The following is a 26,515-nucleotide window of genomic DNA, read 5'->3' as shown; positions in this document are numbered from 1 at the left end:
GCCTGCAGGCCACCCTTCGATCCGTCTGTGGGCGAGCGGCGCTCAGAGGCCGCCGTTCACGACGAGGCACTGACCGCTGACATAGTCACTATCGGGGCTGCAGAAAAGATAAACCGAACCGGCCGCTTCCTCGGGCAGGCCCCCGCGGCCGAGCGGAATCATCTGGTTCAGCGCGGCGAGGCGGCCGCCCTGGACGCCGATCTTGACGGTGCGGCCCTGCACCTCGATCTCGCCGGTCTCGCCCTGGGCCAGCGGCTTGGTGAGGCGGGTCTGGATGTAGCCGAAGGCCACGGCGTTCACCGTGACGTCGTAGCGGCCGAACTCCTTGGCCAGCGTCTTGGTCAAGCCGACGATGCCCGCCTTGCCCGCCGAGTAGTTGGACTGGCCGGCATTGCCATTGACGCCCGAGGTGGAGGAGATGTTCACGACCTTGCGCACGATGCGCTTGCCCTCGGCCCGCTCCTTCTCGACGGCATCCTTGAAATGCAGCTGGAAGGCACGGAGGATGCGGAACGGCGCGGTCAGGTGGACGTCGAGGATCGCGTACCACTGCTCGTCGGTCATCTTCTGGATGACCGAGTCCCAAGTGTACCCGGCATTGTTCACGACGATGTGACAGTCGCCGAACGCGTCGACGGCGGCTTTCACGATGCGATCGCCGAAGTCGGGCTTGGAGACGTCACCGTTGCAGGCCACCGCCTTGCCGCCCGCCTTGACAATCTCGGCGACGGTCTCCTCGGCCGGCGCGTCGTCGATGTCGTTGATCACCACGCTGGCGCCGTCGCGCACCAGGCGCAGCGCGATCTCCTTGCCGATGCCGCGTCCCGAACCAGTGACGATCGCCACCTTGCCATCCATCTGACCCATGTCGTTCCCCTCTTGCTCGACGCTAACTCAGCGCGACCGTGGCGTTGCCCTGGAGCGTGTCCTGGCCGTTCTGGTTGGTGCACTTGATCTCGAGATCGACCAGCGTCTCGCCGCCCTTCTCGCGCTTGCCCGTGACCTTGCCGGAAACCGTGATGACGTCGCCCACCCAGGTGATCGACGTGAAGCGGGTGCCGAGGCCGCGGACCTGCTTCTGCGGCACCCAGGAAGTGACGAGGCGGCCGAGGAAGGCCATCGACAGCATGCCGTGGGCGAACACGTCCTTGAAACCGAACTTCTTGGCAAAGTCGAGATCGACGTGGATCGGATTGTGGTCGCCGGAGCCGCCGCAGTAGAGGGCGAGCTGGTGGCGGCTGATCGGCGGCAGCACCAGCGGCTTGAGTTCGTCGCCGACCTTCACGTCTGCAAATTTCGGAGCGTTTGCGGTTGCCATAAGTGCCTCCCTTACTTCTTCGCCGCGTCGGGGTTGCGCACGACGGTTACGCCACGGCCCTTGGCCAGCAGCTTGCCCGCCTGGTCCTTCATCTCCATTTCCTGGACGACGAACCAAAGGGCGCCGCCCTTCTTGTCGTAGATGTCGACGACCTTCTCCTGGCAGGTGACGACGTCGCCCACCACGACCGGCGCGTAGTATTCGAAGTGCTGCTCGCCGTGGAGGATCAGGCCGATATCGACGTTGAGCAGGCGCAGCAGCCCGCCCTTGTTGGGGTCGTCGGCCTGCAGGGCGCGCAGGAAGGTGAGCGGCGCGGTGATGCCGGGGTAGCCCGCGGCCTTCGCTGCGGCTTCGTCGGAATAGATCGGGTCTTCCTCGCCGATGGCCTTGCAGAACAGCTTGATCTTGCCCGCCTCGACGGTGGCGGTGAACGGCGCGAATTCGTGGCCGATGAGCTTCTTGTCGAGCTCCATGAAGGTCTCCTCCTGATCGGGTGCAAAGAAAAGCCCTCTCCCCGACTGCCTTGAGCCAGAGAGAGGGCTTCGCGATTCGTGACTACTCGTAGCGGCCGACGATGGCCACGCTGGCGATGTTCTCGCGCGGAGCGCCGCCGAGATTGTGCGTCATGCCGATGCGCGGGTCCTTGAGCTGACGGGGACCGGCCTTGCCCTGGATCTGCAGGTACATCTCGTAGAGCATGCGCAGGCCCGAGGCGCCGATCGGATGGCCGAAGCACTTGAGGCCGCCATCGATCTGGCAGGGGATCTTGCCGTCGGCGTCGTAGAAGCCGTCGAGCACGTCCTTCCAGCCCTTGCCGGTTTCGGAGATGTGCAGGTCTTCCATGGTCACCAGCTCGGTGACCGAGAAGCAGTCATGGACCTCGAACATCGAGACTTCGTCGCGCGGGCTCTTGATGCCGGCCTCTTCATAGGCCTTCTTCGAGGCGATGCGGGTCGTGTGGAAGTAGCTGCCGTCCCACGAATTGTGGCCCGACTCGGAGCCGTTCGAGACCGAGAGCTGCAGCGCCTTGACGCTCACGATGTCCTTCTTGCCGAGCGCCTTGGCGATCTCCGGCGTCGTCACGATGGCCGCGGCCGCGCCGTCCGACACGCCGCAGCAGTCGAACAGGCCGAGCGGCGAGGCGATCATCGGGGCGTTGAGGATGGTGTCCATCTCGACGGCCTTCTGCAGGTGGGCCTTCGGGTTCTTGGCGCCGTTCTGGTGGCTCTTCCACGAGACGTGGCCGATCGCCTTCTTGAGGTCCTCGCCGGAAACGCCGTGCGCGGTCATGTAGGCGGTGGCGAGCTGGGCGAAGTTGCCCGGCGCGGTGCCATTGGCGTTCCACAGGACCTGCAGCGGCCCGCCGCGGCCACCGGGAAGGCCGCCGTAGCCGGTGTCCTTCAGCTTCTCCACGCCCAGCGCCAGCGCGAAGTCGGCGGCGCCGGAGGCGACCGCGTAGCACGCGCCGCGGAAGGCCTCGGTGCCCGACGCGCACATGTTCTCGACGTGCGTCACGGGAATGTTCGGCAGGCGCAGCGTCATCGACAGCGGAATGCCGGACTTGCCGACATGGACCTCGTCGATGGCGGTCGAGAACCAGGCCGCCTGGAGCTGGTTCTGGTCGATGCCCGCGTCCTTCAGGCATTCCTTGTAGGCTTCGAGCATCAGCTCTTCGGCGCCGCTGTCCCAGCGTTCGCCGAACTTCGAGCAGCCCATGCCGAGAATAGCGACCTTGTCCTTGATACCACGAGCCATTGCAGGTCTCCTTGGTGGTGAGGTTGAACTCTTGAAACTAACGAAACTCTTGAACCGGGAAGGCGATCCGAGCCGACAGGCTCAAACCGGGGTCGCCTTCCAGAAGTAACGCTTGAAGCCACCGCGCATCTGGTCGTTGTCGCGCATGCGGAAGGTCATGCGCATCTTGGCGCCTACCTTCACCTGATCCTTGTCGCTGTCCGTGAAGTCGGCCATGAACCGCCCGCCCTCGGGGAAGGTGATCATGCCATAGTACGCCGGCGGGTCCGGCGAATAGGTGAGCGAGTCGGCGGTGAACGACATCACCGAACATTCCAGTCCGGCCATCGCATAGGGATCCTGGCTGTCCATCGCATGGCAGTTCGGATTGACGCAGACCAGGCTGCGCGGGAACTGCACGGTGCCGCACACCTTGCACTTGCCGCCGACCAGCCCGTAGATCATGTCGCGCTTGCGCCACAGGACCGACAGCGCGGTCTTCTTGTCGAACTCCGCGCGCATGCCCTTGTCGATCGGCAGCATCTCGTTGAAGGCGAGGAACTTCATGTAGTTCTTCTCTTCCTTCCGGCGCGCCATCCAGCCCGACAGGCCCTTGCGCGCGGGAAGCTTGTCCTTCTCGGCCGTGACCTCGAACACCAGGATGTCGACGCCCTGGCCGAAGGCCACGACCATGATCTTGTCGCCCGCCTTGGCGCCTTCCAGCGCGTCGACCAGCATGACCAGCGCATGGGCCGCACCCGTGTCGCCGAGCGTCGCGCCGAGCAGGTCGCGCACCGCGCCCTCGCCGATGCCCACCATCTTGGCCATCTGCTTCGGCACCGCCGGCATCAGGCTCGGCATGATGAAGTGCGTGATGTCCGAGCCATTGAGCTTGCAGGCGGCAAGGGCGGCCTTGATCGCCGGCGGCACGATCTTCGAGTAGCCCTCGTCGCGGATCCAGCGCTCTTCCCAGCCATAGTCGAAGTCAGACTCGTCGCCGCGGAAGTGATCGACGAAATCCATCGACACGGAATGATGGCCGACCAGCTTGGCGATCACGTTCTCGGTGCCGCAGAGCAGCGCCGCGGCGCCGTCGCCATAGTTCAGCTCGTTCGACGAGGCGACGCGGGCCATCCGCTTGTCGGCGGCGGCGACCAGGGTCGGCGCGCCTTCCTTCGAGGCGTTGAGGCCGGCGATCAGGGCCGAAGTGCCGGCCTTCAGCGAGCCGCCGATATCCGTGGCCGAGAGGTTCTGCTCGACGTTCAGCGCCGTGCCGACCACGCCGGCATTCTGGCGATCCTTGAACGGATGCGTGGTCGAGGCGAAGTAGATGTTGCGGACGTCCTCGGCCTTGTGGCTGGTCAGGCAGTCGCGCGACGCCTCGACCGCCATGGTGATCGAGTCCTCGTCCCAGTTGGCCATCGAGCGCTCGCCCTTGGCGAGGCCGCGCAGGCCGGCGGCGAACCACTTGTTGGCGTCATAGACAGCCTGACGGTTGAGACGAAGGCGCGGCACATAAGCGCCATAGGCCACGATTCCGACCATCGTATTTCTTCCTCCACCTGGTCCGACCGAAGTCGGTTTATGAACGAGCGTTTATGGCGTCGCTCTTAGCGCGCTCGCCCCGGTCGGGCGAGCCGCTTTTCTTCTCCGCGGCGCATTCCGCGAAATTATCTTCCGGTCTGCGGAACCCCTCCACTGGGCGGCATTTCGCGCACGAGATTGCGATACCCCGCGCCCTCGGGGATATGCAGGAACTTCTTGCCGTCCTTCTCTTCGACCCAGGGTTGGACGGTGACGATCTTGCGCGCACTCGCTGCGGAGATCGCCCCGGCGACCGTCTTGCCCTCGGCCAGCAGCTCGAGGTTCTTCGTCGTGGCGTGGACCAGCGTCCGCTTGCCGGCCTTCGCTTCCTCGATCGCTTCCTGCGGCCCGATCCAGACCGAGTCCGTCGACTCCGATCCATCGTGCAGGGCGATCTGGTCTTCCGGCGCCTCGGCCAGGAAGAACCAGGTATCGAAGCGCTTCGGCACGAAGGTCGGCGTGATCCAGTGCGCGTAGGGCGTCATCAGCTCGGTCGCGATCTCCAGGTCCTCGGCCTCGACCATGTCGACGATGCTGGCCTCGTCCTTGGCAAGCTTGGCGCGCCAGCGCTCCTCGATGCCCTTGAGGTCGGCCGCCCCGATCAGGGCGCGCTGGCCGCGCTTGCGGGCGAGCAGGACGCCGCATTCCTCGAAGGCCTCACGCACGCCGGCGACGCGAAACTTGAGCTCGGCATCGTCGATCTTGTCGGCGCCGCCGCAACGCGCCCGCAACGACTTGTCGCCATCGGCCTCCTCCAGCTTGCCGCCGGGAAACACGAGCGCGCCCGAGAAGGAATCGATCTGGTGATGGCGCACCACCATGAATACTTCGAGCGGCGATCCGGCGTCGCCCGGCTGGGACGGGCGCAGCAGCAGCACGGTGGTAGCGGGCCGCGGCGCGGCGCCCTCTTTCTTGGGTTCGGTCATCTCTTCCTGCATTCCTGTGACACTGAAGCTTCCCATACAACCAGCGACAGTGCCATTGGGCGGGTGTATCCTGACATTGTCCATTCCGCTCTGAAGGAGCAACGCCATGACAATGTCCACCAATACTCCGCTTCCTCCCAATCTGGCGGAAGGCCTCAAGGTCCTGCGCGCCAAGTGGGGATGGATCGTGGCGCTGGGCGTCGTGTTCCTGATCGCCGGCTTCATCGCGCTGGGAAGCGCCGTCGCCGCGACCGCCTCGGCCGTCATGATCGTGGGCATCATGATGATCATGGGCGGCGTCGCGGAAATCGTCGCGGCCTTCAGCGTCAAGGGCTGGGGCAAGTTCATCGTCTGGATGCTGCTCGGCGCGCTCTATGTCGGCGCCGGCGTCATTGCCATCGGCAACCCCTTCGCGGCGGCCACCATCCTCACGCTGATGCTGGGCGCGGCGCTCGTGGCCGGCGGCGTGCTGCGCATCTTCCTCGCGTTCAGCATGAAGTCGGCCGGCAAGCCGTGGGGCTGGGTCGTGGTCTCCGGCCTCGTCACCCTGCTCCTGGGCGCCATGATCATCGCCCAGTGGCCGGCCTCCAGCTTCTTCGTGCTGGGCATCTTCCTCGGCATCGACCTGATCTTCATCGGGTCGGGCTGGGTAACGATGGGGCTAGCGCTGAAGAACCGCCCCGCCGTCTGAGGCCTACTTCCGGGTCGGATCCTCGGCGACCTGCACCAGCAGCTTGCCGAAGTTCCGGCCCTTCAGGAGGCCGATGAAGGCCTCGGGCGCGTTCTCGATGCCCTTCACGATATCCTCGCGGTACTTGATCTTGCCGGCCTTCACCGCAGCCGGCACTTCCTTCCAGAAGTCGGCCATCTGGCCGAAGTGATCGGAGACGATGAAGCCGGTCACGGTGGCGCGCTTGACCAGCAGCAGGCGCCAGTCGGGCCCGGGATTCATCTGCATCTCGTTGTATTGCGAGATCAGGCCACAGAGCGGCACGCGCGCGAAGTCGTTGAGCTGGGGCACGACGGCGGCCTGCACCGCCCCGCCGACATTCTCGAAATAGACATCGATGCCCTTGGGCGCCGCGGCTCGCAGCTCCTTGAACAGGTTGCCCCCGGCCGCGCGATAGTCGACGCAGGCATCGAAGCCCAGCTCGTTCACGACGTAATCGCACTTCTCCTTGCCGCCGGCGATGCCGACCGCGCGGCAGCCCTTGAGCTTGGCGAGCTGGCCGACGACCGAGCCGACGGCGCCGGACGCGGCCGACACCACGACGGTCTCGCCCGCCTTGGGCTTGCCGATCTCCATGAGGCCCCACCAGGCCGTCATGCCCGGCATGCCCAAAACCGAGAGCGCGGTCGAGAGCGGCGCGGCATCGGGATCGAGCTTCATCGACATGTCGCCGGTAGAGACGGCGTAGCTCTGCCAGCCGGCATACTCGACGACATAGTCGCCTTCCTTGAAACGCGGGTTCTTGGACTTCACGACCTGGCCCACCGTGCCGCCGACCATCGCGTCGCCGAGATTGACGTTCGACGCGTAGCCCTTCGTCTCTGCCATACGGCCGCGCATGTAGGGATCGAGCGACAGCCAGATCGTGCGCGACAGATATTCCCCGTCCTTGGGCTCGGGGATCGCCTGGTCGACGACGTCGAAATTGGCGGGCGTCGGTTCGCCCTGCGGACGCGACTTCAGCAGCACGCGACGATTGGTGGCCATGGAATCCTCCGTTGGTTTGCGGCACGGTATCATGCCGATGAAAGCCCGCGAAACGCTGCGCCTCGTCCTGGCCCTGCTCCTTCTGCTATGGAGTGGCGCCGTGACAGCCCAGACCCTCACCGAAGACGAACGCGCCCTGATCGCGGCGACTGAGCGCAACGACGTCGAGACCGCGCGCCGCTTGATCGCCGCCGGCACGAGCGTCAACGCCCAGGACGAGAAGCGCGACAGCGCCTTTCTGCTGGCCGGCGCCGAGGGGCGGCTGGAAATTCTGAAACTTACGTTGAAGGCCGGCGCCGACCTCAGGAGCACCAACCGCTATGGCGGGACGGCGCTGATCCCGGCCTGCCATCACGGCCATGTCGAGACGGTGCGCGAGTTGCTGACGACCGCGATCGACGTGAACCATGTGAACCGGCTCGGCTGGACCGCGCTCCTCGAGGTCGTGATCCTGGGCGACGGCGGCCCGGCCTATATCGAAATCACGCGCCTGCTGCTCGCGCATGGCGCCGACGTCAATCTTCCCGACAACCAGGGCATCACGCCGCTGGGTCACGCACGCCAGCGCGGCCAGCGCGAGATCGCCTCGATCCTGGAGGCCGCCGGCGCGCGCTGAATGAGTGAGTCCCGTACCTACGTGTGTCTTCCCGGTGCCTGGATGGGCGCCTGGTCCTGGAAATTCGTGATCGAGCGCTTGACCGTAGCGGGACATGACGCCCGCGCCCTGCCCTTTCGCGGCATCGGCGAGCGCGCGGCGGAACTCTCGCCCGAGCTCGACAATGACGTGTTCCTGGCCGACACGATCGCCACCCTGGAGGACGAAGACCTGCGCGATATCGTGCTGGTCGGCCACAGTTTCGGCAGCCTGATCGCCACCCTCGTCACCGACCGCATCCCCGACCGCATCGGCCATCTCGTCATCGTCGACGGCGGCATCGCGACCGATGGCCAGTCGATCTTCGGCCGCATCCCGCCCGAGATCGTGGCCAAGCGGAAGAAGTTGATAAAGGTCGTGAACGGCACCGAGGTCCTGCCCTTCGCGCCGGTCGGCAGCCTGATCATCGACGATCCCGAGCTGGCCGCCTGGACGCACAGCCATCTCACGCCGCACCCCGTCGCCTGCTACACCAAGCCGATCACGCTCCATCATCCCGCCGGCAACGGCCGCCCGATGACCTACATCGCCTGCACCAAGCCGCGCTATCCGGTGTCGGCCGGCATGCACGAGAAGGTCCAGGCGATGCCGCATGTCCGCTACCGCTCGATCGAAGCCGGCCACAACTGCATCATTTCGGCGCCCGACCTGGTGGCCGCAGAGCTGCTGGCGATTCCGCAGTGAGTGGGCGGCACACACCAGCAATGACCTCACCCTTGTAAGTCGGCGTCTGCCGGATCGGCTAGACTAGCCGGCGCGGTGGCGGCGGGTAGACCGACTCACCCCGGGGCGTCGAAGCTCGTTCCTCAGCAAGGTCGCCCGTCCGTCGTTCCAGCGAACCCGAACAGTCGCGTGGGCCGCATCGCGAGCTCGCTTTCGCAAGGAAGGGTTGCCATGGAACACCGTCGCATTGTCGGCATCGACGTGTCGAAGGACCGACTGGATGTGCATGTCCTGCCGTCGCAGGAGGCCTTTGCGGTTTCCCGCGACGCAACAGGCCTCGTCGAGCTGTGCCGCCGCCTGGGCGACACGGTGGACCTCGTGGCGGTCGAAGCCACTGGCGGCTACGAGACCCTCGTCGCCGCGACCCTCTCGGACCACGGCATGCCTGTGGTGATCGTCAATCCGGCACAGGTCCGGGCCTTTGCCCAGGCGCTGGGACAGCGTGCCAAGACCGATCCGATCGACGCGTCGGTCATCGCCCGCTTCGCCGAGGCCACCCGGCCCCAGATCCGGCTGCTGCCCGATGGGGCCGCTCGCCTGCTTTCCGATCTGATGGCGCGCCGGCGCCAGATCGTCGAGATGATTGCGTCCGAACGTCAGCGCCTGTATCGCACCGAGCCGCCGCGCGTGCGCAAGAGCATCGAGCGATTGTTGAAGGCTCTTGAGCGCGAACTCGGCACTATCGACCATGACATCGATGGCGCCGTGCGCGGTTCACCGCTGTGGCGGGAGAAGGAAGACCTGCTGGCATCGGTGCCAGGCATTGGCTCGATCATCGCCAGGACCTTGCTGGCCGAACTGCCCGAGTTGGGGCGGCTCGATCATAAAAAAATTGCAGCGCTTGCCGGCCTGGCTCCCTACACACGCCAGTCCGGTCTCTGGAAGGGCAAGGCCCGCATCGGGGGCGGACGGGCGGTGGTCCGAACGGCCCTCTTCATTGGCGCCCAAGTCGCCAAGCGCTGGAACCCACCCTTGAAAACCTTCTACGAGCGCCTCATCGCCGCCGGTAAGACCAAGATGGTCGCCACCATCGCCGTCGCCCGCAAACTTCTTGTCATCCTCAACGCCATCCTCAGAGACAGGACACCATGGCAAAACGCTTGACCTCAGACACAGTCGCTGAGGAGCGGTCCGCAGGACCGCGTCTCAAAGGGGGGGGCTCGCGCACCGCGTTTGTTGCCCATCCTTCGAGACGCCGCGCTTCGCACGGCTCCTCAGGATGAGGTGGTACGGGTTCTAAAACGGCTCCTTGTAGGGCCGCAGGTCGATCTCGTGCGTCCAGGCGCTGCGGTGCTGGCGGTGCAAGTGCCAGTAGCTGTCGGCGATGGCGTCGATGTTCAGGAGACCGTCCGGGCCGGCCTTGTCGGCGCGGTCCGGCATGCGAGAGAGCAGACGCTCGCCCTCGATGCCGCCGTCGATGATGGCATGCGCGACGTGGATGCCCTGCGGCCCGAACTCGCGCGCCATCGACTGCACCATCAGCCTAAGTCCGCCCTTGGTGGCATTGAAGGCGGCAAAGCGCGGCCGGCCGCGCAGCGAGCCCGAGGCGCCGGTGAAGATCACGGTGCCGCGACCCAGCGGCGCCAGGCGGCGCATGGCTTCGCGGCCGAACAGGAAGCCGGCGAAGCAGCCGACCCGCCAGGAGTCCTCGAAATGCTGGGCCGTCATCTCGCGGAAATCGACGGCGGCGTTGTTGCCCATGTTGAAGACCAGCAGGTCGGCCGGCGAACCGTCCGCATCGTCGGCCATCGCCCTGTCGAACAGCGCGACGACCTCGTCCTCCTTCGTGCCGTCGACCACGAACGCGGTCGCCGAGCCGCCGGCCTCGCGGATGCCCTGCACGACCTTGTCGATCTTGGGTCCGGTCCGGCCGGCCACCAGCACGTGATATCCTTCTTTCGCAAAGCGGCGGCTCGCAGCCGCGCCCAGGCCGCGCTCGGCGCCCACGCCCAATACGACCGCCTTCGTCTTCTTCGCCATGTTCGCTCCTCGCAACGCCGTTGCGCAGAACTTGCGGTGCCTCATGGCCGTTCGCTACGGTCGATCGCATGAAATTAGCTCCGTACCCCATGATCGATCTCGACCTCAGGGCGCCGCTCGATCGCCATCCCGCCACCGTGCTGCCCGACTGGATCGACTGGAACGGTCACATGAACGTGGGCTACTACGTCGTGGCCTTCGACAAGGCGACCGACACGCTCTGCCAGCAATTCGCCTGCGGCTGGGAATATACGCGCGACAAGATCGGCATGACCTTCGTGCTCGAAGCGCACGTGACCTACGATCGCGAGGTCAAGGAAGGCGACGAGCTGCGCATCACCACGCAGATCCTCGATCACGACGCCAAGCGCATCCACTACATCCACATGATGTATCATGCGAAAGAAGGCTATCTCGCCGCCACCAACGAACTCATGCTGATGAACATCGACTATGAGACCCGCCGCTCGGCGCCCTGGCCCGACTTCGCCATGGAGCGCATCGAGAAGCTCGCCGCGGCCCACGCCGCCCTCCCCCGCCCGGCCCAGGCCGGCCGTCTCATCGGAATCAAGAAGAAGTAACAGCTTCCATGCTTCAGTCCCTGCCGTACGAACTTCCCGAACTGATCACCCGCGCCCCGCTCGACACCCACCGCTCCGCCGTCCTTCCGGAATGGGTCGACTGGAACGGCCACATGAACGTGGCCTTCTATGTCACCGCCTTCGACCAGGCCTCCGGCGCCTTCATGCGCAACATGGGACTGGGCCGCCGCTACGTCGACGGCAAGCTCGGCATGACCTTCGTGCTCGAGACCCACGTCACCTACGACCGCGAGCTGCGCGAGGGCGCACCTCTGCGCTTCACCACCCAGCTGCTCGCGCGCGACGCGAAGAAGGTCCATCTCTTCCACGAGATGTATCATGCCGAGCAGGATTATCTGGCGGCGACCAACGAGACGATCCTGATGAACATCGACTACGAGACGCGGCGTTCCGGCCCTTGGCCGGTGCCGGTGACCGAGCGTCTCGACACGCTCTGGGAGACCCACAAGGTCCTGCCCAAGCCGGCCAAGGCCGGCCGCGTCATGGGTCTCACCAAGCGATGACGGTTGGCGAGGCGTTCCCGGCCACGCCTCGCCTGACCCTCCGAAACGGGCGCACAAACGAAATAACAGAAATAAACGAAACGAACGAAACGAACCCGCCCGGGTGAAAAGGCGGTACTTGGATACCGCAGGGATCGCGCAGAGACGTGCTGGAGGACCTCGGCTCGGCCTGCGCAAAGCCCCAACGCGCCCCACCCGGGATACGCTTAAAGAAGGAGCCACACGGTCTGGTGCAGGTCGGAGGGGCCTGCTCGCGCCAATGCTCCTACATGCATCGCTGATCTTCTTGCTCAGCCCGTGAAGCCGCAGGCTTACTGCGTGCCGCATCCCTGTTGCATGCGATCTTAAAATCCAGCACGCTTCGGCAACCCAGCCGTGGGCAGCTGGTCAATTGTGAGGGTACATTGCACTCGGCTTGGGCAGACGTCGTCACGGCGGCGCTGAACGAGGTGCGTTATGGGGTGGTACTGCTCGATAAGGCCCTTCACGCCCTCTTTATCAATCGCGCCTTCTACGAAATGTGGGCTTTGCCCCCGCCTCGATCGGGCGCGACCTACACATTCAGAGAGTTGATGGAGCACGGCCAGCAAACGGCTGCTTACCAAATAACTCCAGAGGAAATGCGCCGATACGTCGAACAACGCATCGTCTTGGTCGAAGCCGGCACCCAGCCGCCGATGCAGCTGCTCCGATCGGACGGTCGCACCCTGAGCTTCGAATGCATCGCCCTGCCTGACGGGGGACGAATGCTGACATACACAGACGTTACCGATCACGTACATGCAATTGAACAGCTGCGTGAGTTGGCGACGATCGACGACCTGACAAAATTGCTCAATCGTCGGCAATTCCTGGCCTCATTGGAAGCTGAGTACCGAAGATCTGTTCGAAGCAACGCCAATCTGGTCGTTCTGATGATTGACGCCGACAACTTCAAGCAGGTCAATGACCGCCACGGCCACGCTGCGGGAGACACTGTACTGCGTGCGCTGGCCGAACGTTGTTGCAGCGTGCTCCGCAAGTCGGATGTAGTCGGCCGCGTGGGCGGCGAGGAGTTCGCTGCGGCGCTTGCCGAGACAGATCTACAGGCAGGGTGTGAAACCGCAGAGCGCCTGAGGCGCGTGGTCGAAAGACATCCAGTGGAACTCGGCGGCAGTCCCATACGTGTAACGGTCAGCCTCGGCGTAGCGGCACGGGAGGGTACAGTCGTCCATCCTCAGGAACTGCTAAAGCTGGCCGACCGAGCCCTGTATGAGGCCAAAGCTACCGGCCGCAATAAAGTCGTTGCGCATCGGAGCGTGTAACAACGCGGCCAGCGCAAAGTCGCGAGCCCAGGAGATCCACGGTCAACGGCACCGCATCGAAAACGCCTTCTGCGCGCTCAAGAACTTCCGGCGCATCGCCACTCGATACGACGGGCTCGCCAGAAATTTCCTAGCTTCCGCCTGTCTCGTCGCTGCTATCGGGTGGTGGGCCTCATGAGGCTGGACCCTGGTCGCCCGCAAGCTTCGACAGGGCCTCGCCGCTCAGGCGATAGGGCAGCCAGTTGCGGATCCAGCGATAACCCAGGCGCTCGTAGAAGCCGCGCGCCGAATTCCAGTCGAGCACGTTGAGGTCGATGCGCTTGTAGCCCTTGGCTTCGCACTCGCGGGCAAGGCCCTGCATCAGCGCGCGGGCGACACCACCGCGACGTTCCTCGGGCACGACCCAGATGTCCTCGATGAAGATGCCCCGTGCCGCGGTCCAGACCGAGTAGTTGAACGTATAGAGCGCGAAGCCCACCGGCTTTGTCCCACGCTCGGCGATCAAGGCGGCGAATTGCGGGTTCTCGCCGAAGCCGTCGCGCGCCAGGGTCTCCGGAGTCGAGCCGACGGCGTCGGGCTCGTCCTCGTAGGTCGCGAGATCGACCGAGAAACGATGCAGCGTGTCGACGTCCGCGACCGTGGCCGGCCGCACGACGAGCTTCTCGGGATCAGACGGCAAGATACCCTCCATCGACCGGCAGGATGGCGCCGGTGATGTAGCTCGCCGCCTCCGAACACAGGAACACCACCGGCCCGGCCAACTCCTCGGGCTGTCCGACGCGCTTCATCGGCACGTGCGCGAGGAAACCTTCCAGCTTCTTCGGGTCGGCGCGTGTCACCTCCGTCATCGCCGTGGAGATGATGCCCGGCGCCAGCGCGTTCACCCGCACACCGTCGGGCGCCAGTTCCGTCGCGAGTGCGCGCGTGAACTGGGCCAGGGCGCCCTTCGACACCGGATAGACGCCGCTGCCGGCCGGCGCGACGAACGAGTTGATCGAGGCGATGTTCACGATGCTGCCCTTGGTGTGCTTGAGCTGGTCCACGAAGGCCATGGTGACGTTGAACGGCCCCTGGACGTTCACTTCCATCGTGCGTTCCCAGCGCGCCCGGCCGTCCGGCTCGGTCAGGCCGCCGCGCAGGAAGATGCCGGCATTGTTCACCAGGATGCTGATCGGGCCGACCAGCAGGGAGACGTCCTGCGCCAGCTTCGTGCAGCTCTCCGCGTCGGTGACGTCGAGCGCATGGCCGCGCGCCTCGCCGCCCGCCTTGACGATGCTGTCGGCGATGGAGCGTGCGGCCTCGAGATCGACGTCGGTGACGATGACGCGCGCGCCGGCCGCCGCGAGGCCACGCGCGATGGCGGCGCCGTTGCCCCGGCCCGCGCCGGTGACCAGCGCCAACCGGCCCTTGAGCGTGTCCTTCATGTCCCCTCCATCGTCTCGCGCGCGGCCTTCAGCGCCTCGCGCAACACCGCCTCGTCGCCTACCTGGTTCGCCAGCAAGAGGATCAGCCGCGCGTCGAATGCGCGGCACTGTTCGTCGTTGAGGTCCCGATGCGCGTCGACGATCGCGTTGTAGACGTCGTCGGGGCGCGCGAGATTGAGCGTGCGGCGCAGGGCGCCGGTCGTGATGTCGGCCATCGCGATCTCCTTCAGCCGTTGCCCGTGGCCCGCGTGACAGCGGCCGCGATCGCCAACGCATCGAAACGGCGCCAGCGTGCCGCGACATAGCGGTCGGGCCGGATCAGATAAGTCGTGCCGGGCCTGCCATCATAGCGTTGACGGGCGAGCCCGTCGCCCGCAATGCGGACACAGGTCACCCCGGACGGCAGGTCGCCGACCGGCACGTCCGTGTCGCCGAAGGTCAGCAGGGTGAAGCCCGGCCCCAGCCGGTCGATCAGCCATCCGCTGCCGTCCCGTCCGACCGGCGCATCGAGCATCGCCCGGCCGGGCCCCGGCCCGCGCCCCCAGTCGGCGTCGCCGTCCGGCGTATCGAGCGGCGAGCCCGCCTGCGCGGTGGGCACCGAGAGTCGGCCGCTGTTGATCAGCGCTCTGGCAAAGGGAAAGTCGCGCGCCAGCGAGAGCGTGGCGTCGCGAAAGGCGCGCGAGGCGGTGAACTTGGGCGTGATGAAGTCGGTGCTGCGGGTCGAGTTCAGGATGTTCTCCTGCGCCGCGGCGCGCCGTTCGCTGCAGTAGCTGTCGAGCAGCGATACAGGCGCAGTCTTCGCAAGGACCATCGCCAGCTTCCAGGCGAGATTGTCGACATCGGCGATGGCGCCATTGCCGCCGCGCGCGCCGAACGGCGAGACGACGTGCGCGGCATCGCCGGCGAAGACCACCCGGCCGTGGACGAAGCGCTCCATCATGCGGCAGGTGAAGGTATAGACGCTGGTCCACTCATGCTCCCAGCGGGCCTCGGGACCGAACATCTGGCGCAGGCGCCGGTCGATGTTCTCCGGCTTCTTCTCTTCCTCCGGATCGGCGTCGGGACCGAGCTGGAAATCGACGCGCAACACGTTGTCGGCCTGACGATGCAGCAGCACGGAGTTGGTCGGATGGAACGGCGGGTAGAACCAGAAGCGCCGCTCCTTGGGCAGCTCGCTCAGCAGCCGGATGTCGGAGATCAGGAACCGGTCGTGGAACACTTCGCCGGGATACGGCAGGTCCATCAGATGACGCACCGTGCTGCGCACGCCATCGCAGGCGACCAGCCAGTCGGCATCCAGCGAATAGCGCCCGTCCGGCGTCTCGACCTCGACCGTTACGCCTTCTTCGCTCGGCGTGACGGCAACCACCTTGTTGCGGAAGCGCATCTCGATCAGCGGCTCGGCGAGGCAGCGCTCGAAGAGATACTCCTCCACGTAATACTGCTGGAGGTTCACGAAGGCCGGGAACTTGTGGCCGGGCTCGGGCTGCAGGTTGAAGCGGAAGACGGGCTTGTCGTGGAGATAGAGCTCGCCCTGCTCCCAGGTGATGCCCTTCTCAACCATGCGGCTCGCGACGCCGAAGCGATCCCAGGTTTCGAGACTGTGCTTGGCCTGGCAGATCGAGCGACTGCCGAGGCTCACCGTATCGTCCTCGTCGAGCACGACCGACGGCACGCCGCGCCGGGCGAGTGCCAGGGCCAGCGTCGGCCCGGCCATGCCGGCGCCGACGATCACGACCGGCCGGCGCCTGCGCTCGCCATCGAATTCAGGCGGCTTTCGGTACTCGTAATGTCGATAGGTGTAGGAACTCATCGGAGCACGCCACGGAAAGCAGCGTCACTCGGCCTTTTCGAGCGCCGCCCACATCTCGATGTCGCGCTCGGCGGTCCAGATGCGCGGATGGTCGAGGCCCTTGGCCTCGTCGTAGGCGCGGCTGACGTCGAACGGCATGCAATGTTCGAAGATCACCCAGTTGCCGTAGCGTGGCTGCAGCGCGGTCATCGCCTTGTCGTAGGCCACCTTCAGCGAGTCGCCGGCTTCCGCGCTCTTCTCCACGACCTTGTATAGGTCGCTGAGGAACGCCTGGGTTCCGGCGATCCCCTCCTCGACCGGGCCCTCGCCGATCAGCGCGTCGCCGCGGCCCGGCACCAGCGCCTCGGCCTTGAGGTCGCGAAGCTTCTGCAGCGTCGCCGGCCAGTCCTTGTAGTGCGCATCGCCGCAATAGGGCGTCGCGCCATACTCGACGAGATCGCCGCTGAACAGGGTGCGCTCCTCGGGCAGCCAGACGATCGTGTCGCCCTTGGTGTGGCCGCGGCCGGCATGGATGATGTCGACCTGCAGCTTGCCCAGCCACAGGGTCATGCGGTCCGCGAAGGTGATGGTGGGCCAGGTCAGTCCGGGAATGGTCTCCGCCGCCTGGAACAGGCGCGGGAAGCGCTGCAGCTCAGACTTGTAGTCCTGCGCGCCGCGCTCGACGATCATGTCGCGCGTGGCCTCGCTGCAAATGATGTGCTCCGGGCTGTAACCGCTGGCGCCCAGCACGCGCACGGCATGATAGTGCGACAGCACCACGTACTTGATGGGCTTGTCGGTGACGGTGCGGATCCGCTCGATCACCTGCTCGGCCATCTTGGGCGTCGCCTGCGCGTCGATCACCATGACCGCGTCGTCGCCGACCACGATGCCCGTATTGGGATCGCCTTCCGCGGTGAAGGCGTAGGCGTGCTCGGACAGACGACTGAAGGTGATCTTCTTGTCCGTCATATCCGCCTGCGAGGCGAACGCCTTGGCCATCGATGGTCTCCCCGTTTTCGGTTGAAGAGAACCTAGGCAGCGGGCTGGCCCTGAGTCAAAGCGCTGCTATTCACAGCCCCCTGCACGGCCCCGTCAGTCGTCGCCGTATTTGTGATAGGTCGCGCGATCGCCGGTGCGGACGGTGACGTCAAACGTGTCGCTGTCACGCTCCATCTTCAGCTTGACCACGGAGCCGGCCGGGCCGATGGCCCAGAGCTTGCGATAGAAGTCGCCGACGTCGTCCAGCACCTCGCCATCCAGCGCATGCAGGATGTCCCCGCGTTGCAGGCCGGCGCGATCGGCGGGACCGCCCTGGGAAATGCCGCCGACCACCAGCTGGCCCATATGCTCGACCGTGTAGATGCCGAGCCAAGGGCGCGGCGGCGTCGACAGGCGGCCGGTGGAGACCAGCTCGTCGAAGATCGGCTTCAGCCGGTTGATCGGCACGTACATGTTGCCGGGGAAGGCCGGCGAGCCCGGTCCGAGCGCTTCCTGCACCAGCAGCGAGCCGACACCCAGAAGCTCGCCCTCGCGGCCGATCAGGGCCGAGCCGCCCCACAGCGGATAGGCCGGCACGGTGAAGATGGCGCTTTCGAGCAGATACTCCCAGTAGCCGGCGAACTCGCGCCGGCCGGCGACCTTGACCTTGAGGGCCGCCTTTTCGCCGCCCAGCCCCGCGACATAGGCCTCGCCGCGCAGGATGAGCGAATCGGAATCGCCGAAGCGCATCGGCTTCAGCGGAATCGGCGTCTCGGTGCGAACCAGTCCGAAGCCGCTCTCGTAGTCGTAGCCGACGATGCGGGCGGCAAGCTCGTTGTCCTCGATGTCGGTGATCGTCACCGTGTCGGCTTCCATGATGAGATAGCCGATGGTGAGGACGAGGCCCTGCTCGTCGACCAGGATGCCGTGACCTTCACGCTCCGTGCCCAAAGTCTGGGCCGAGCGGCGGCGCTCCGGAATGGTGGTTTTGACGCCGACAACGGCGGGCAACGCCGCCGCGACCAGAGGCGGCAGGTTCGAGCCCCCGCCGGGGGCGCGGGCGACCACGCCCTCGTCGCCGGGTGGCGGCCAATGGCCAGACCCGTTTGCGGAACCGTTCAACCCTCGGGCCATCCGCACACCTCCGCCGCGCACCACGCGCGTCCACAGTCTCAAAGATAGGCGTCCGCCGTCGCGATTGCTATATGACGGTGCATGGCGCCCCCCGCCGATCCGTTCGAAATCACCGATGACCCCGCTCCGGCCGATCCCGCGCCCGCGCGGCGCGCCCTCGCGCCCACGGCCCATCTCGACGGGCTGAACGGCGAGCAGCGACAGGCCGTCACCCATGCCGGCGGGCCTTTGCTGGTCTTGGCCGGCGCCGGCACCGGCAAGACTCGCGTGCTCACCACCCGCATCGCCCATCTGCTGCTCACCGGCCAGACCCGGCCATCGCAGATCCTGGCGGTCACCTTCACCAACAAGGCGGCCCGCGAAATGCTGGACCGCGTAGCGAAGCTGATCGGCGGCGCGGCGGACGGGATGTGGCTGGGGACCTTCCACGCGATCGGCGTACGGGTGCTGCGCCGGCACGCCGAGCTGATCGGGCTGAAGAGCAATTTCACCATCCTCGACACCGACGACCAGACGCGGCTGATCAAGCAGCTGCTGCAGGCCGAGGGGATCGACGACAAGAAATGGCCGGCGCGGATCCTGTCCGGGATCATCCAGCGCTGGAAGGATCGGGCGCTGACGCCGGACAAGGTGTCGGGCGCCGAGGCCGGCGACTTCGCCAACGGCAAGGCCGCCGACATCTATCGCCAGTATCAGGAGCGCCTCGCCGAGGTGAACGCCGTCGATTTCGGCGACCTGGTGATGCACTGCGTGACCCTGTGGCAGAAGCATCCCGATATCCTGGCGATCTACCACGGTCGCTTCCGCCACATCCTGGTCGACGAATACCAGGACACCAATGTCGCCCAGTATCTCTGGCTGAGGCTGCTGGCGCAGGGCACGCAAAACGTATGCTGCGTCGGCGACGACGACCAGTCGATCTATGGCTGGCGCGGCGCCGAGGTGGGCAACATCCTGCGCTTCGAGAAGGATTTCCCCGGCGCCACCATCGTCCGGCTGGAGCGCAACTACCGTTCGACGCCGCACATCCTGGCCGCCGCCTCGCACCTGATCTCCCATAACGAGGGACGCCTCGGGAAGACGCTGTGGACCGACGCCAAAGAAGGCGAGCGCATCTCTCTGCGCGGTGTCTGGGACGGCGACGAGGAAGCGCGCACCATCGGCGAGGAGATCGAGGCGCTGCAGCGCGACAAGCACAAGCTCGCGCAGATCGCAATCCTGGTGCGCGCCGGCTTTCAGACCCGCGAATTCGAGGAACGCTTCATCACGATGGGACTGCCCTACCGCGTGATCGGCGGGCCACGCTTCTACGAACGCCAGGAAATCCGCGACGCGCTGGCCTATTGCCGCGTCACCATCCAGCACGACGACGACCTCGCCTTCGAGCGCATCTACAACACGCCGCGCCGCGGCCTGGGCGAATCGGCCCTGCGCACCCTGCGGCTGATCCAGCGCACGCAGAAGATCTCGCTGTTCGAGGCGACGCGGCGGGCGCTCGAAACCGACGAGCTGAAGGCCCGCCCGCGCAAGTCGCTGGGCGACCTGATCCGCAATTTCGAGCGCTGGCGCGCCATGCTCGACGGCATGAGCCATGTCGAGGTGGTCGAAACCATGCTCGACGAATCCGGCTACACCGACATGCTGCGCCTCGACCGCTCGCCCGAGGCGGAAGGCCGGCTCGAGAACCTGAAGGAGCTGGTCAACGCCCTGCAGGAGTTCGATTCGCTGCCGGCGTTCATGGAGCACGTGGCCCTGCTCACCGACATGGCATCGCGCGACGACACCGACATGGTGAGCGTGATGACCCTGCACGCCGCCAAGGGACTCGAGTTCGACACGGTCTTCCTGCCGGGCTGGGAGGAAGGCCTGTTCCCCAACCAGCGCGCGCTCGACGACAAAGGCCAGTCCGGTCTCGAGGAAGAGCGGCGGCTGGCCTATGTCGGGCTGACGCGGGCGCGCAAGCGGGCCTATGTCTCCTTCGCCGCCAACCGGCGTGTCTTCAACCAGTGGCAGGCCGCCATCCCGTCGCGCTTCCTGCGCGAACTGCCGCCGGGCCAGCTCGCCGAGAGCAGCGACGCCGGCCTCTACGCGACCTACTCGGCGGGCCATCATGGCGGCCTGCGCGACCAGGCCAGCGGCTTCGAATATGAAAGCCTGGGCGTCACGGGCCGCCGCGGCCGCTATCGCGACGAGACGTCCGACGACCGGCGCGCGACCGGAGGCGACAGGGTCGATCTCAGCATCGGCCAGCGCGTCTTCCACCAGAAATTCGGCTACGGCCTCATCGTCGCGGTCGACGGCAACAAGCTCGACATCGAATTCGAGAAGGCCGGCTCCAAGAAGGTGCTCGACAGTTTCATCGAAGCAGCCTGATCAGAAACGACAGGAGAGAAACGTCATGTTCCGCCGCTCCGCCCTTGCCCTCGGCTCCGCCCTGGGCGTCGTGCTCGCCTCCGGCACCGGCTTCGCGCAGACCGGCAAGGTGACGGTCGTCACGTCCTTCTCCAAGGACGTCACCGACCCGATCAAGAAGGCGTTCGAGAAGGCCGTGCCCGGCGCCATGCTGGAAGTGCAGAACCGCAACACCAATGCCGGCGTGAAGTTCATCGAGGAGACCAAGGGCAACAACCAGGTCGATCTTTTCTGGGCCTCGGCGCCTGACGCCTTCGAGGTGCTGAAGGGCAAGAAACTGCTCAGCCCCTACAAGCCCAAGGCCACCGGCATCGCCGAGAAGGTCGGCTCCTATCCGGTCAACGACAAGGACGGCTTCTATTCCGGCTTTGCCGCCTCGGGCTACGGCATCATGTGGAACGAGCGCTACGTGAAGGCCAACAAGCTGCCGACGCCGAAGGAGTGGCAGGACCTCGCGCAGGCGCCGTACTTCGACCATGTGTCGATCTCGGCGCCGTCGCGCTCGGGCACGACGCATCTCACGATCGAGACGATCCTGCAGGGCGAGGGCTGGGACAAAGGCTGGCGCACGACCAAGGACATCGCCGGCAACCTGCGCACCGTGACCGACCGCTCGTTCGGCGTGCCGGAGGCGGTGAACTCCGGCCAGGTCGGCTACGGCATCGTGATCGACTTCTTCGCCTTCTCCTCTCAGGGCGCGGGCTTCCCGGTGAAGTTCGTCTATCCGTCGGTGACGACCCTGGTGCCGGCCAATGTCGGCGTCGTCGCCAACGCTCCGAACAAGGCGGGCGCCGAGGCCTTCATCGAGTTCCTGCTGTCGCCCGTGGGCCAGGAAGTCCTGCTCGAACCGACGATCCGCCGCCTGCCGGTACGCCCCGAGACCTACGCCAAGGCGCCAGCCGACTATCCCAACCCCTTCAAGGACAAGAACCTCCAGGGCCTTCTGACCTTCAACGCCGAGCTATCGGAAGGCCGCACCGCCGCCGTCGACACGCTGTTCGACCAGCTCATCACCTTCCAGCTCGAGCCGCTGAAGGCCGTGACCAAGGTGCTGCACGAGGTCGATGCCGCGCTGAAGAAGAAGGACAATGCCCAGGCGCGCGCTCTGGCGAAGGAAGCACGCGACCTGATCGCCGCCATGCCGATCACCGAGGCCCAGGCCGCCTCGCCCGAGATCAAGGCCGCCTTCACCGGCGCCAAGGAAAAGTCTTCGCGCCAGGCCGAACTGGAGCAGCAGTGGGCATCCTTCGCCAAGGAGAAGTACGCCGCCGCCAAGGCCAAGGCCGACGAGGCGTTGAAGCTGGCACGCTAGTGCGGAGCTCCTATTCCCTGCCTCCCCATTCAAATGGGGAGGTGCCCGCGTCTTACGCGGGCGGAGGGGTCATCGCGGCCGGGGTCACGACTTTTGACCCCTCCGCCCCTGATCACAGGGGCACCTCCCCATTTGAATGGGGAGGCGTATGAGTCGCTCCCCCGGGCAGGTCGCACTGGCGCTGGCCATCGCGCTGTTCCTCGGCGTCTTCCTGGTCGTGCCGGTGGCGACGGTGGTCTACGTCGCCTTCACCGAGAAAGGCGGCGGCGGGCTCACGCTCGTGAACTTCCTCGACTTCGGCCGCACCGACCTGTTCGTGCGCTCGTTCTGGAACTCGGTCTACGTGTCGGCGATGACCGTCGTGTGGGCGTCGGTGCTGGCGCTGCCGCTCGCCTATCTGACGACCCGCTTCGAATTCCGCGGCGCCATGCTGGTGCAGACGCTGGGCTTCCTGCCGCTGATCATGCCGCCCTTCGTCGGGGCGGTGGCGATGCAGCTCCTGTTCGGCCGCAACGGTTCGGTGAACCTGCTGCTCGACGAGTGGTTCGACTTCAAGATCGGCTTCATGGAAGGGCTGAACGGCGTCATCTTCCTGCAGGCGATCCATTATTTTCCGTTCATCCTGGTCAACCTCTCGGCAGCGCTGCGCAACATCGATCGCAGCATGGAGGAGGCCGCACAGAACCTGGGCTCGCACGGTCTGCGCCTGTTTCGCCGCATCGCGCTGCCGCTGGCGCTGCCGGGCTACATCGCCGGCGCCAGTCTGGTCTTCGTGAAAGTGTTCGACGATGTGGCGACGCCGCTGCTGTTGAACGTCAAGGAGATGCTGGCGCCGCAGGCCTATCTGCGCATCACCTCGATCGGCATCGACGATCCCATGGGCTACGTGATCTCCGTCGTACTGATCCTCGTCGCCGTCGCGACCATGTGGGCGACCGCTCTGGTCATGAAGGGCAAAGACTACGCCACGACCCAGCGCGGCGGCGGCGGCCTCGCGCGACGCCAGCTGCGCCCGCGCGAACAGGCGCTGGCCTATGCCGTCGTGATCCTGATCCTGGCGCTGGTGCTGGCGCCACATGTCGGGCTGGTGCTGCTGTCCTTCGCCACGGTCTGGTCCTACAGCCCCCTGCCCGACGGCTACACGCTGGCGCACTACACGCGCGTGCTGGGCGACAGTTCCGTCTACATCAAGAACACGCTGCTCTATGCCGGCCTCGCCGCCACCATCGACGTCGTGATCGGCGGCGCCATCGCCTATCTCGTGCTGCGCACGCGCCTGCGCGGACGGCAGTGGCTCGACTGGGCCGCCAGCACGGCACTCGCGGTACCCGGCGTGGTGCTGGGCATCGGCTATCTGCGCGCCTTCTACGGCGTGAACCTCCCCGACGGCACGCCGCTCGCGACGCTGTGGATCGTGATCGTGCTGGCCATCGCCATCCGTCGCCTGCCCTATGCGCTACGTGCGGCCTATGCGGCCCTGCAGCAGATCTCGGTCTCGCTGGAGGAAGCGGCGGAGAATCTCGGCGCCACCAAGGCCCGCACGGTGCGGCGGGTCGTGATCCCGCTGATGACCGGCGGGCTGCTGGCCGGCTTCGTCACCAGCTTCGCCACGGCGGCGGTCGAGCTGTCGGCCGTGCTGATCCTGGTGCAATCGAACTCGGACGCGCCGCTGGCCTACGGGCTCTACGTGCTGATGCAGACCCCGGCGGGACGCGGCGCCGGCGCGGCGCTGGGTGTGATCGCCGTGCTCATCGTGGCGGTCTGCATGTGGCTGTCGCAGCTCGCGGTCGATCGCTCGCAACGGGCACGGGGCCTCGATATATGACGGACATGACCATGTCGAAGCCGGCTCGGGCCGTGGGCATCGAGATCACGGGCGTCAACCTCTCCTACGGTTCGACCCATGTGCTGAAGGATGTCGCCCTATCGATCCGGCCCGGCGAGTTCTTCGCCTTCCTGGGCCCCTCGGGCTGCGGCAAGACCACCCTGCTGAGGCTGATCGCGGGCTTCGCCCAGGCACAGACCGGCAAGGTGCTGCTCGACGGCCAGGACGTGGCGCCACTGCCGCCGTGGAAACGCGATGTCGGCATGGTGTTCCAGAGCTACGCGCTGTGGCCGCACATGACCGTCGCGAAGAACGTCGCCTTCGGGCTGGAGGAGCGCCGCCTGCCGCGCGCCGAGATCGACCGGCGGGTGGCGCAGGCACTCGAACTGGTGGGGCTCTCCGCCTATGCGGAGCGGCGGCCTGCCCAGCTCTCGGGCGGCCAGCAGCAGCGCGTCGCCGTGGCGCGCACCATCGCCATCGAGCCCAAGGTGCTGCTTCTCGACGAACCGCTGTCCAACCTCGACGCCAAGATGCGGGTCAGCGTGCGCCGCGAGCTGCGGTCGCTGCAGCAGCGGCTTGGCCTCACCACGATCTTCGTGACCCACGACCAGGAGGAAGCCAACACGATCTGCGACCGTATCGCCGTGATGGACGCCGGCAAGGTCCAGCAGGTCGGCACGCCGATGGAGCTCTACGAAAACCCGGCGAACCTGTTCGTGGCGAACTTCCTGGGCTCGGCCAACATCCTCGACGAGCGCGCCGGCGTGCCGGTTCCCGCCGGAAAGCGCCTGGTGTTCCGGCCGCAGCATGCCGCCCTGACGTCTCCCGAAGGTGCGGCCCTCCGCGGTCCGGTCACGCATCGCGAATTCCTGGGCGCGACCGTCCGTTATGCCGTGCGCATCGGCGACAGCGAGGTCCTGATCGAGACGCCGTTCCAGTCCGGCAGCGAGCTGCGAGCCGTCGGCGACAATGTCGGCGTGGACTTGCCGCCCCGGCGCATGCTCTTCCTTCCGGCATGAGCATGAGCAAAGTACGCAAGGCCGGCTTCGTCGCGCCCGCCGCCCAGCGCGCCGACTGGGAGATCCTTCTGGAAGAGCGGCTGGGCGAGGAAGGCTTCATCGTCGCGAGCTGCGAGGTCTCGCGCGACGGCCCCTGGCGCATCGACATTTTCGGAGAGGGCGACGAGGCGCTGGTGGAAGCAGCCATCGACGCCGCGGCCCACGCCCTTGGCCTCGACCGGCCGGACTGGCGCTGGGAGGCGCTGCCCGACATCGACTGGGTGGCCGAGAACCAGCGTTCCTTCCGCCCCTTCGCCGTCGGCCCCTTCTGGGTGCACCCGTCGCACGTAATGGACGGCCGGCCCGCAGGCCTTTTGCCGCTGCGCATCGACGCCGGCCTGGCCTTCGGCACCGGCACGCATGCCACCACCCGCGGATGCCTCGAGATGCTGGCGACCCTCGATCCGGCGGAAACGGTCAACGCCGTCGATGTCGGATGCGGCAGCGGCATCCTCGCCATCGCGATGGCCAAGCTGTGGCAGCGGCCGGTAATCGGCGGCGACAACGATGCCGAGGCCGTGGAGGTCGCGCGTGAGAATGCGGGGCTCAACGGAGTTCCGGAGCTGTGCTCCTTCTTCGTCTCCGCGGGCCTGCAGGCCGACGAGCTGGCCAGCCGTGCGCCCTACGATCTGGTCGTGGCAAACATCCTGGCCGCGCCCTTGCTGGATCTCGCGGAGGTATTCGGCGCGTCGGTCCGCTCCGGCGGGCGCGTTCTGCTGAGCGGTCTGCTGGTCGAGCAGGCGGCCGACATCGTCGCCGGTTACGGGCGCTGCGGCTTCGCGTTCGAGCGCCGTATCGATCTCGAAACGGGCGGCGCCTGGTGGCGCAGCCTGGTTCTGCGCCGGACCTGACGCCCAAAACGCGAAAGGGCCGGCTTTCGCCGGCCCCCTTACGCTTACGCTACGCTACTCAACAATCGGCTACGCCGCGCGGCGCAGATTCTGGTTTGCCGCAGTGACCTGCCCGCCGACATCGTCGAACCGCGGAGCCACGCCCTCGGCGGCCTCACGGATCGCGAAGGTGATGTCGGCCCGGCACAGGCCGAGGTCGGACAGTTCGCGGTCGCTCATGCGATGGAGCTGGGCCTCGGCGGCACGCAGCTTGAGGTCGGCCTTGATCCCGCCGACGGCGCGCTCGTAGCGGCGGCCGATCCACAGGATCGCGTCACCCAGGGCGTTCGCCAGCCATTCGGCACGCGCGTAGCGGGCGCGCAGCTCGAGCAGGCGGCGATCGTCGATGGTGAAGCTGATCTTGGAAGTCGCGTTTCCCCCCGCCGGCGCAGTTTCGCTGGTCAGATCCTTGAAGGTCCGAATCGGCTGGGTCATCATGAGTCTCTCCTTCTATTGTGCGGCGCGATAGTCGATGCTGCACTGCACCCAGCAAATATAGAGCCTTGAGTTCCAACAATAAGTGCGGTCTCTGAAGGGTCGATATGCGTTTAACGCATGGCGCATCATATTCCAGCATTTCGCAGATGCGAACGAAATATTATTACTCGGTTTGATCGAACCGACTGCCCCGCGTAGGCTCC

General features: G+C 66.2%; 27 protein-coding genes. 12 read left to right on the top strand and 15 right to left on the bottom strand.

From position 1 onward, the window contains the following. Positions 1-42: 42 nt before the first annotated feature. From ACQY78_RS24840 to ACQY78_RS24815, 6 genes are all read right to left on the bottom strand, one after another. Complete coding sequence (locus ACQY78_RS24840) at positions 43-867, bottom strand: SDR family NAD(P)-dependent oxidoreductase (RefSeq protein ID WP_428680123.1); 825 nt, start codon at positions 865-867, stop codon at positions 43-45. 22 nt (positions 868-889) lie between these two features. Then, entirely contained in the window at positions 890-1,318 is a 429-nt protein-coding gene (locus ACQY78_RS24835) for a MaoC family dehydratase (protein WP_428680120.1), read from the bottom strand. A gap of 11 nt (positions 1,319-1,329) precedes the next feature. Continuing rightward, positions 1,330-1,791 (bottom strand): MaoC family dehydratase N-terminal domain-containing protein, encoded by a 462-nt coding sequence (locus ACQY78_RS24830; RefSeq protein ID WP_422034781.1) that lies wholly within the window; start codon positions 1,789-1,791, stop codon positions 1,330-1,332. Between the two features lie 82 nt (positions 1,792-1,873). Then, on the bottom strand, positions 1,874-3,073 hold the full coding sequence (locus tag ACQY78_RS24825) for an acetyl-CoA acetyltransferase (RefSeq protein WP_298306453.1): 1,200 nt from the start codon (positions 3,071-3,073) through the stop codon (positions 1,874-1,876). 81 nt (positions 3,074-3,154) lie between these two features. After that, on the bottom strand, positions 3,155-4,597 hold the full coding sequence (locus tag ACQY78_RS24820; protein ID WP_428680115.1) for a hydroxymethylglutaryl-CoA synthase family protein: 1,443 nt from the start codon (positions 4,595-4,597) through the stop codon (positions 3,155-3,157). 125 nt (positions 4,598-4,722) lie between these two features. Beyond that, a complete protein-coding gene (locus tag ACQY78_RS24815) occupies positions 4,723-5,562 on the bottom strand; it encodes an NUDIX hydrolase (protein WP_428680112.1) in 840 nt (279 codons plus the stop codon). Between the two features lie 106 nt (positions 5,563-5,668). Here ACQY78_RS24815 and ACQY78_RS24810 point away from each other — a divergent pair, with 106 nt between their 5' ends. Further along, a complete protein-coding gene (locus ACQY78_RS24810; RefSeq protein WP_428680110.1) occupies positions 5,669-6,253 on the top strand; it encodes an HdeD family acid-resistance protein in 585 nt (194 codons plus the stop codon). Positions 6,254-6,256: 3 nt separating this feature from the next. On the opposite strand, the gene ACQY78_RS24805 is transcribed toward ACQY78_RS24810, so the two are convergent. Beyond that, the gene (locus ACQY78_RS24805) at positions 6,257-7,279 is read right to left on the bottom strand and encodes an NADP-dependent oxidoreductase (RefSeq protein WP_428680107.1); all 1,023 of its coding nucleotides are present in this window, start codon (positions 7,277-7,279) and stop codon (positions 6,257-6,259) included. A gap of 100 nt (positions 7,280-7,379) precedes the next feature. Here ACQY78_RS24805 and ACQY78_RS24800 point away from each other — a divergent pair, with 100 nt between their 5' ends. The 3 genes from ACQY78_RS24800 (at position 7,380) to ACQY78_RS24790 (ending at position 9,761) form a co-directional block, all read left to right on the top strand. Beyond that, on the top strand, positions 7,380-7,895 hold the full coding sequence (locus ACQY78_RS24800; RefSeq protein ID WP_428680104.1) for an ankyrin repeat domain-containing protein: 516 nt from the start codon (positions 7,380-7,382) through the stop codon (positions 7,893-7,895). Beyond that, positions 7,896-8,618 (top strand): alpha/beta fold hydrolase, encoded by a 723-nt coding sequence (locus ACQY78_RS24795; protein ID WP_428680102.1) that lies wholly within the window; start codon positions 7,896-7,898, stop codon positions 8,616-8,618. It abuts the gene before it with no gap. 210 nt (positions 8,619-8,828) lie between these two features. Further along, positions 8,829-9,761: an IS110 family transposase gene (locus tag ACQY78_RS24790; protein ID WP_428676352.1), complete on the top strand. Its 933-nt coding sequence runs from the start codon at positions 8,829-8,831 to the stop codon at positions 9,759-9,761. A gap of 132 nt (positions 9,762-9,893) precedes the next feature. Here the strand turns inward: ACQY78_RS24790 and ACQY78_RS24785 are convergent, their stop codons facing one another. Further along, positions 9,894-10,637: an SDR family NAD(P)-dependent oxidoreductase gene (locus ACQY78_RS24785; protein ID WP_428680099.1), complete on the bottom strand. Its 744-nt coding sequence runs from the start codon at positions 10,635-10,637 to the stop codon at positions 9,894-9,896. 68 nt (positions 10,638-10,705) lie between these two features. On the opposite strand from ACQY78_RS24785, the gene ACQY78_RS24780 reads away from it, so the two are divergent. The 3 genes from ACQY78_RS24780 (at position 10,706) to ACQY78_RS24770 (ending at position 13,046) form a co-directional block, all read left to right on the top strand. Further along, complete coding sequence (locus tag ACQY78_RS24780; RefSeq protein ID WP_428680097.1) at positions 10,706-11,218, top strand: thioesterase family protein; 513 nt, start codon at positions 10,706-10,708, stop codon at positions 11,216-11,218. 8 nt (positions 11,219-11,226) lie between these two features. Continuing rightward, positions 11,227-11,742, top strand: coding sequence for a thioesterase family protein (locus ACQY78_RS24775; protein ID WP_428680094.1), 516 nt, complete (start codon positions 11,227-11,229; stop codon positions 11,740-11,742). A 404-nt stretch (positions 11,743-12,146) separates the two neighbouring features. Further along, positions 12,147-13,046, top strand: a complete 900-nt coding sequence (locus ACQY78_RS24770; RefSeq protein WP_428680092.1) for a GGDEF domain-containing protein — start codon at positions 12,147-12,149, stop codon at positions 13,044-13,046. Between the two features lie 172 nt (positions 13,047-13,218). On the opposite strand, the gene ACQY78_RS24765 is transcribed toward ACQY78_RS24770, so the two are convergent. The 6 genes from ACQY78_RS24765 to ACQY78_RS24740 all read right to left on the bottom strand — a co-directional run bounded on the left by ACQY78_RS24765 (position 13,219) and on the right by ACQY78_RS24740 (position 18,365). Next, positions 13,219-13,725 (bottom strand): N-acetyltransferase family protein, encoded by a 507-nt coding sequence (locus ACQY78_RS24765; RefSeq protein ID WP_428680090.1) that lies wholly within the window; start codon positions 13,723-13,725, stop codon positions 13,219-13,221. Continuing rightward, positions 13,715-14,470 (bottom strand): SDR family NAD(P)-dependent oxidoreductase, encoded by a 756-nt coding sequence (locus ACQY78_RS24760; RefSeq protein ID WP_428680088.1) that lies wholly within the window; start codon positions 14,468-14,470, stop codon positions 13,715-13,717. Before ACQY78_RS24760 ends, ACQY78_RS24765 begins: the two co-directional genes overlap by 11 nt. Beyond that, positions 14,467-14,685 (bottom strand): DUF2783 domain-containing protein, encoded by a 219-nt coding sequence (locus ACQY78_RS24755; RefSeq protein WP_428680085.1) that lies wholly within the window; start codon positions 14,683-14,685, stop codon positions 14,467-14,469. Before ACQY78_RS24755 ends, ACQY78_RS24760 begins: the two co-directional genes overlap by 4 nt. A gap of 11 nt (positions 14,686-14,696) precedes the next feature. Then, entirely contained in the window at positions 14,697-16,283 is a 1,587-nt protein-coding gene (locus ACQY78_RS24750; RefSeq protein ID WP_428680082.1) for an FAD-dependent oxidoreductase, read from the bottom strand. Between the two features lie 24 nt (positions 16,284-16,307). After that, the gene (locus ACQY78_RS24745; protein ID WP_428680079.1) at positions 16,308-17,264 is read right to left on the bottom strand and encodes an MBL fold metallo-hydrolase; all 957 of its coding nucleotides are present in this window, start codon (positions 17,262-17,264) and stop codon (positions 16,308-16,310) included. Between the two features lie 93 nt (positions 17,265-17,357). Next, positions 17,358-18,365: a S1C family serine protease gene (locus ACQY78_RS24740; RefSeq protein ID WP_428680077.1), complete on the bottom strand. Its 1,008-nt coding sequence runs from the start codon at positions 18,363-18,365 to the stop codon at positions 17,358-17,360. Positions 18,366-18,458: 93 nt separating this feature from the next. Here ACQY78_RS24740 and ACQY78_RS24735 point away from each other — a divergent pair, with 93 nt between their 5' ends. The 5 genes from ACQY78_RS24735 to ACQY78_RS24715 all read left to right on the top strand — a co-directional run bounded on the left by ACQY78_RS24735 (position 18,459) and on the right by ACQY78_RS24715 (position 25,835). After that, positions 18,459-20,750, top strand: coding sequence for an ATP-dependent helicase (locus ACQY78_RS24735; RefSeq protein ID WP_428680075.1), 2,292 nt, complete (start codon positions 18,459-18,461; stop codon positions 20,748-20,750). 25 nt (positions 20,751-20,775) lie between these two features. Then, positions 20,776-22,101 carry an ABC transporter substrate-binding protein gene (locus ACQY78_RS24730; protein ID WP_428680072.1) on the top strand — a complete coding sequence of 442 codons (1,326 nt, stop codon included), beginning with the start codon at positions 20,776-20,778 and terminating at the stop codon, positions 22,099-22,101. Positions 22,102-22,249: 148 nt separating this feature from the next. Then, positions 22,250-23,926: an ABC transporter permease gene (locus tag ACQY78_RS24725; RefSeq protein ID WP_428680069.1), complete on the top strand. Its 1,677-nt coding sequence runs from the start codon at positions 22,250-22,252 to the stop codon at positions 23,924-23,926. Positions 23,927-23,937: 11 nt separating this feature from the next. After that, on the top strand, positions 23,938-24,945 hold the full coding sequence (locus ACQY78_RS24720) for an ABC transporter ATP-binding protein (protein WP_428680067.1): 1,008 nt from the start codon (positions 23,938-23,940) through the stop codon (positions 24,943-24,945). Positions 24,946-24,947: 2 nt separating this feature from the next. After that, complete coding sequence (locus ACQY78_RS24715; RefSeq protein ID WP_428680064.1) at positions 24,948-25,835, top strand: 50S ribosomal protein L11 methyltransferase; 888 nt, start codon at positions 24,948-24,950, stop codon at positions 25,833-25,835. Positions 25,836-25,904: 69 nt separating this feature from the next. On the opposite strand, the gene ACQY78_RS24710 is transcribed toward ACQY78_RS24715, so the two are convergent. Further along, a complete protein-coding gene (locus tag ACQY78_RS24710) occupies positions 25,905-26,312 on the bottom strand; it encodes a DUF1127 domain-containing protein (protein ID WP_428680061.1) in 408 nt (135 codons plus the stop codon). Positions 26,313-26,515 lie beyond the last annotated feature (203 nt).

The organism is Reyranella sp. (assembly GCF_965279625.1).
Lineage (GTDB): Bacteria > Pseudomonadota > Alphaproteobacteria > Reyranellales > Reyranellaceae > Reyranella.
Note: the sequence above shows the minus strand (reverse complement) of the source record. Positions and strands in the feature narration are given on the sequence as shown.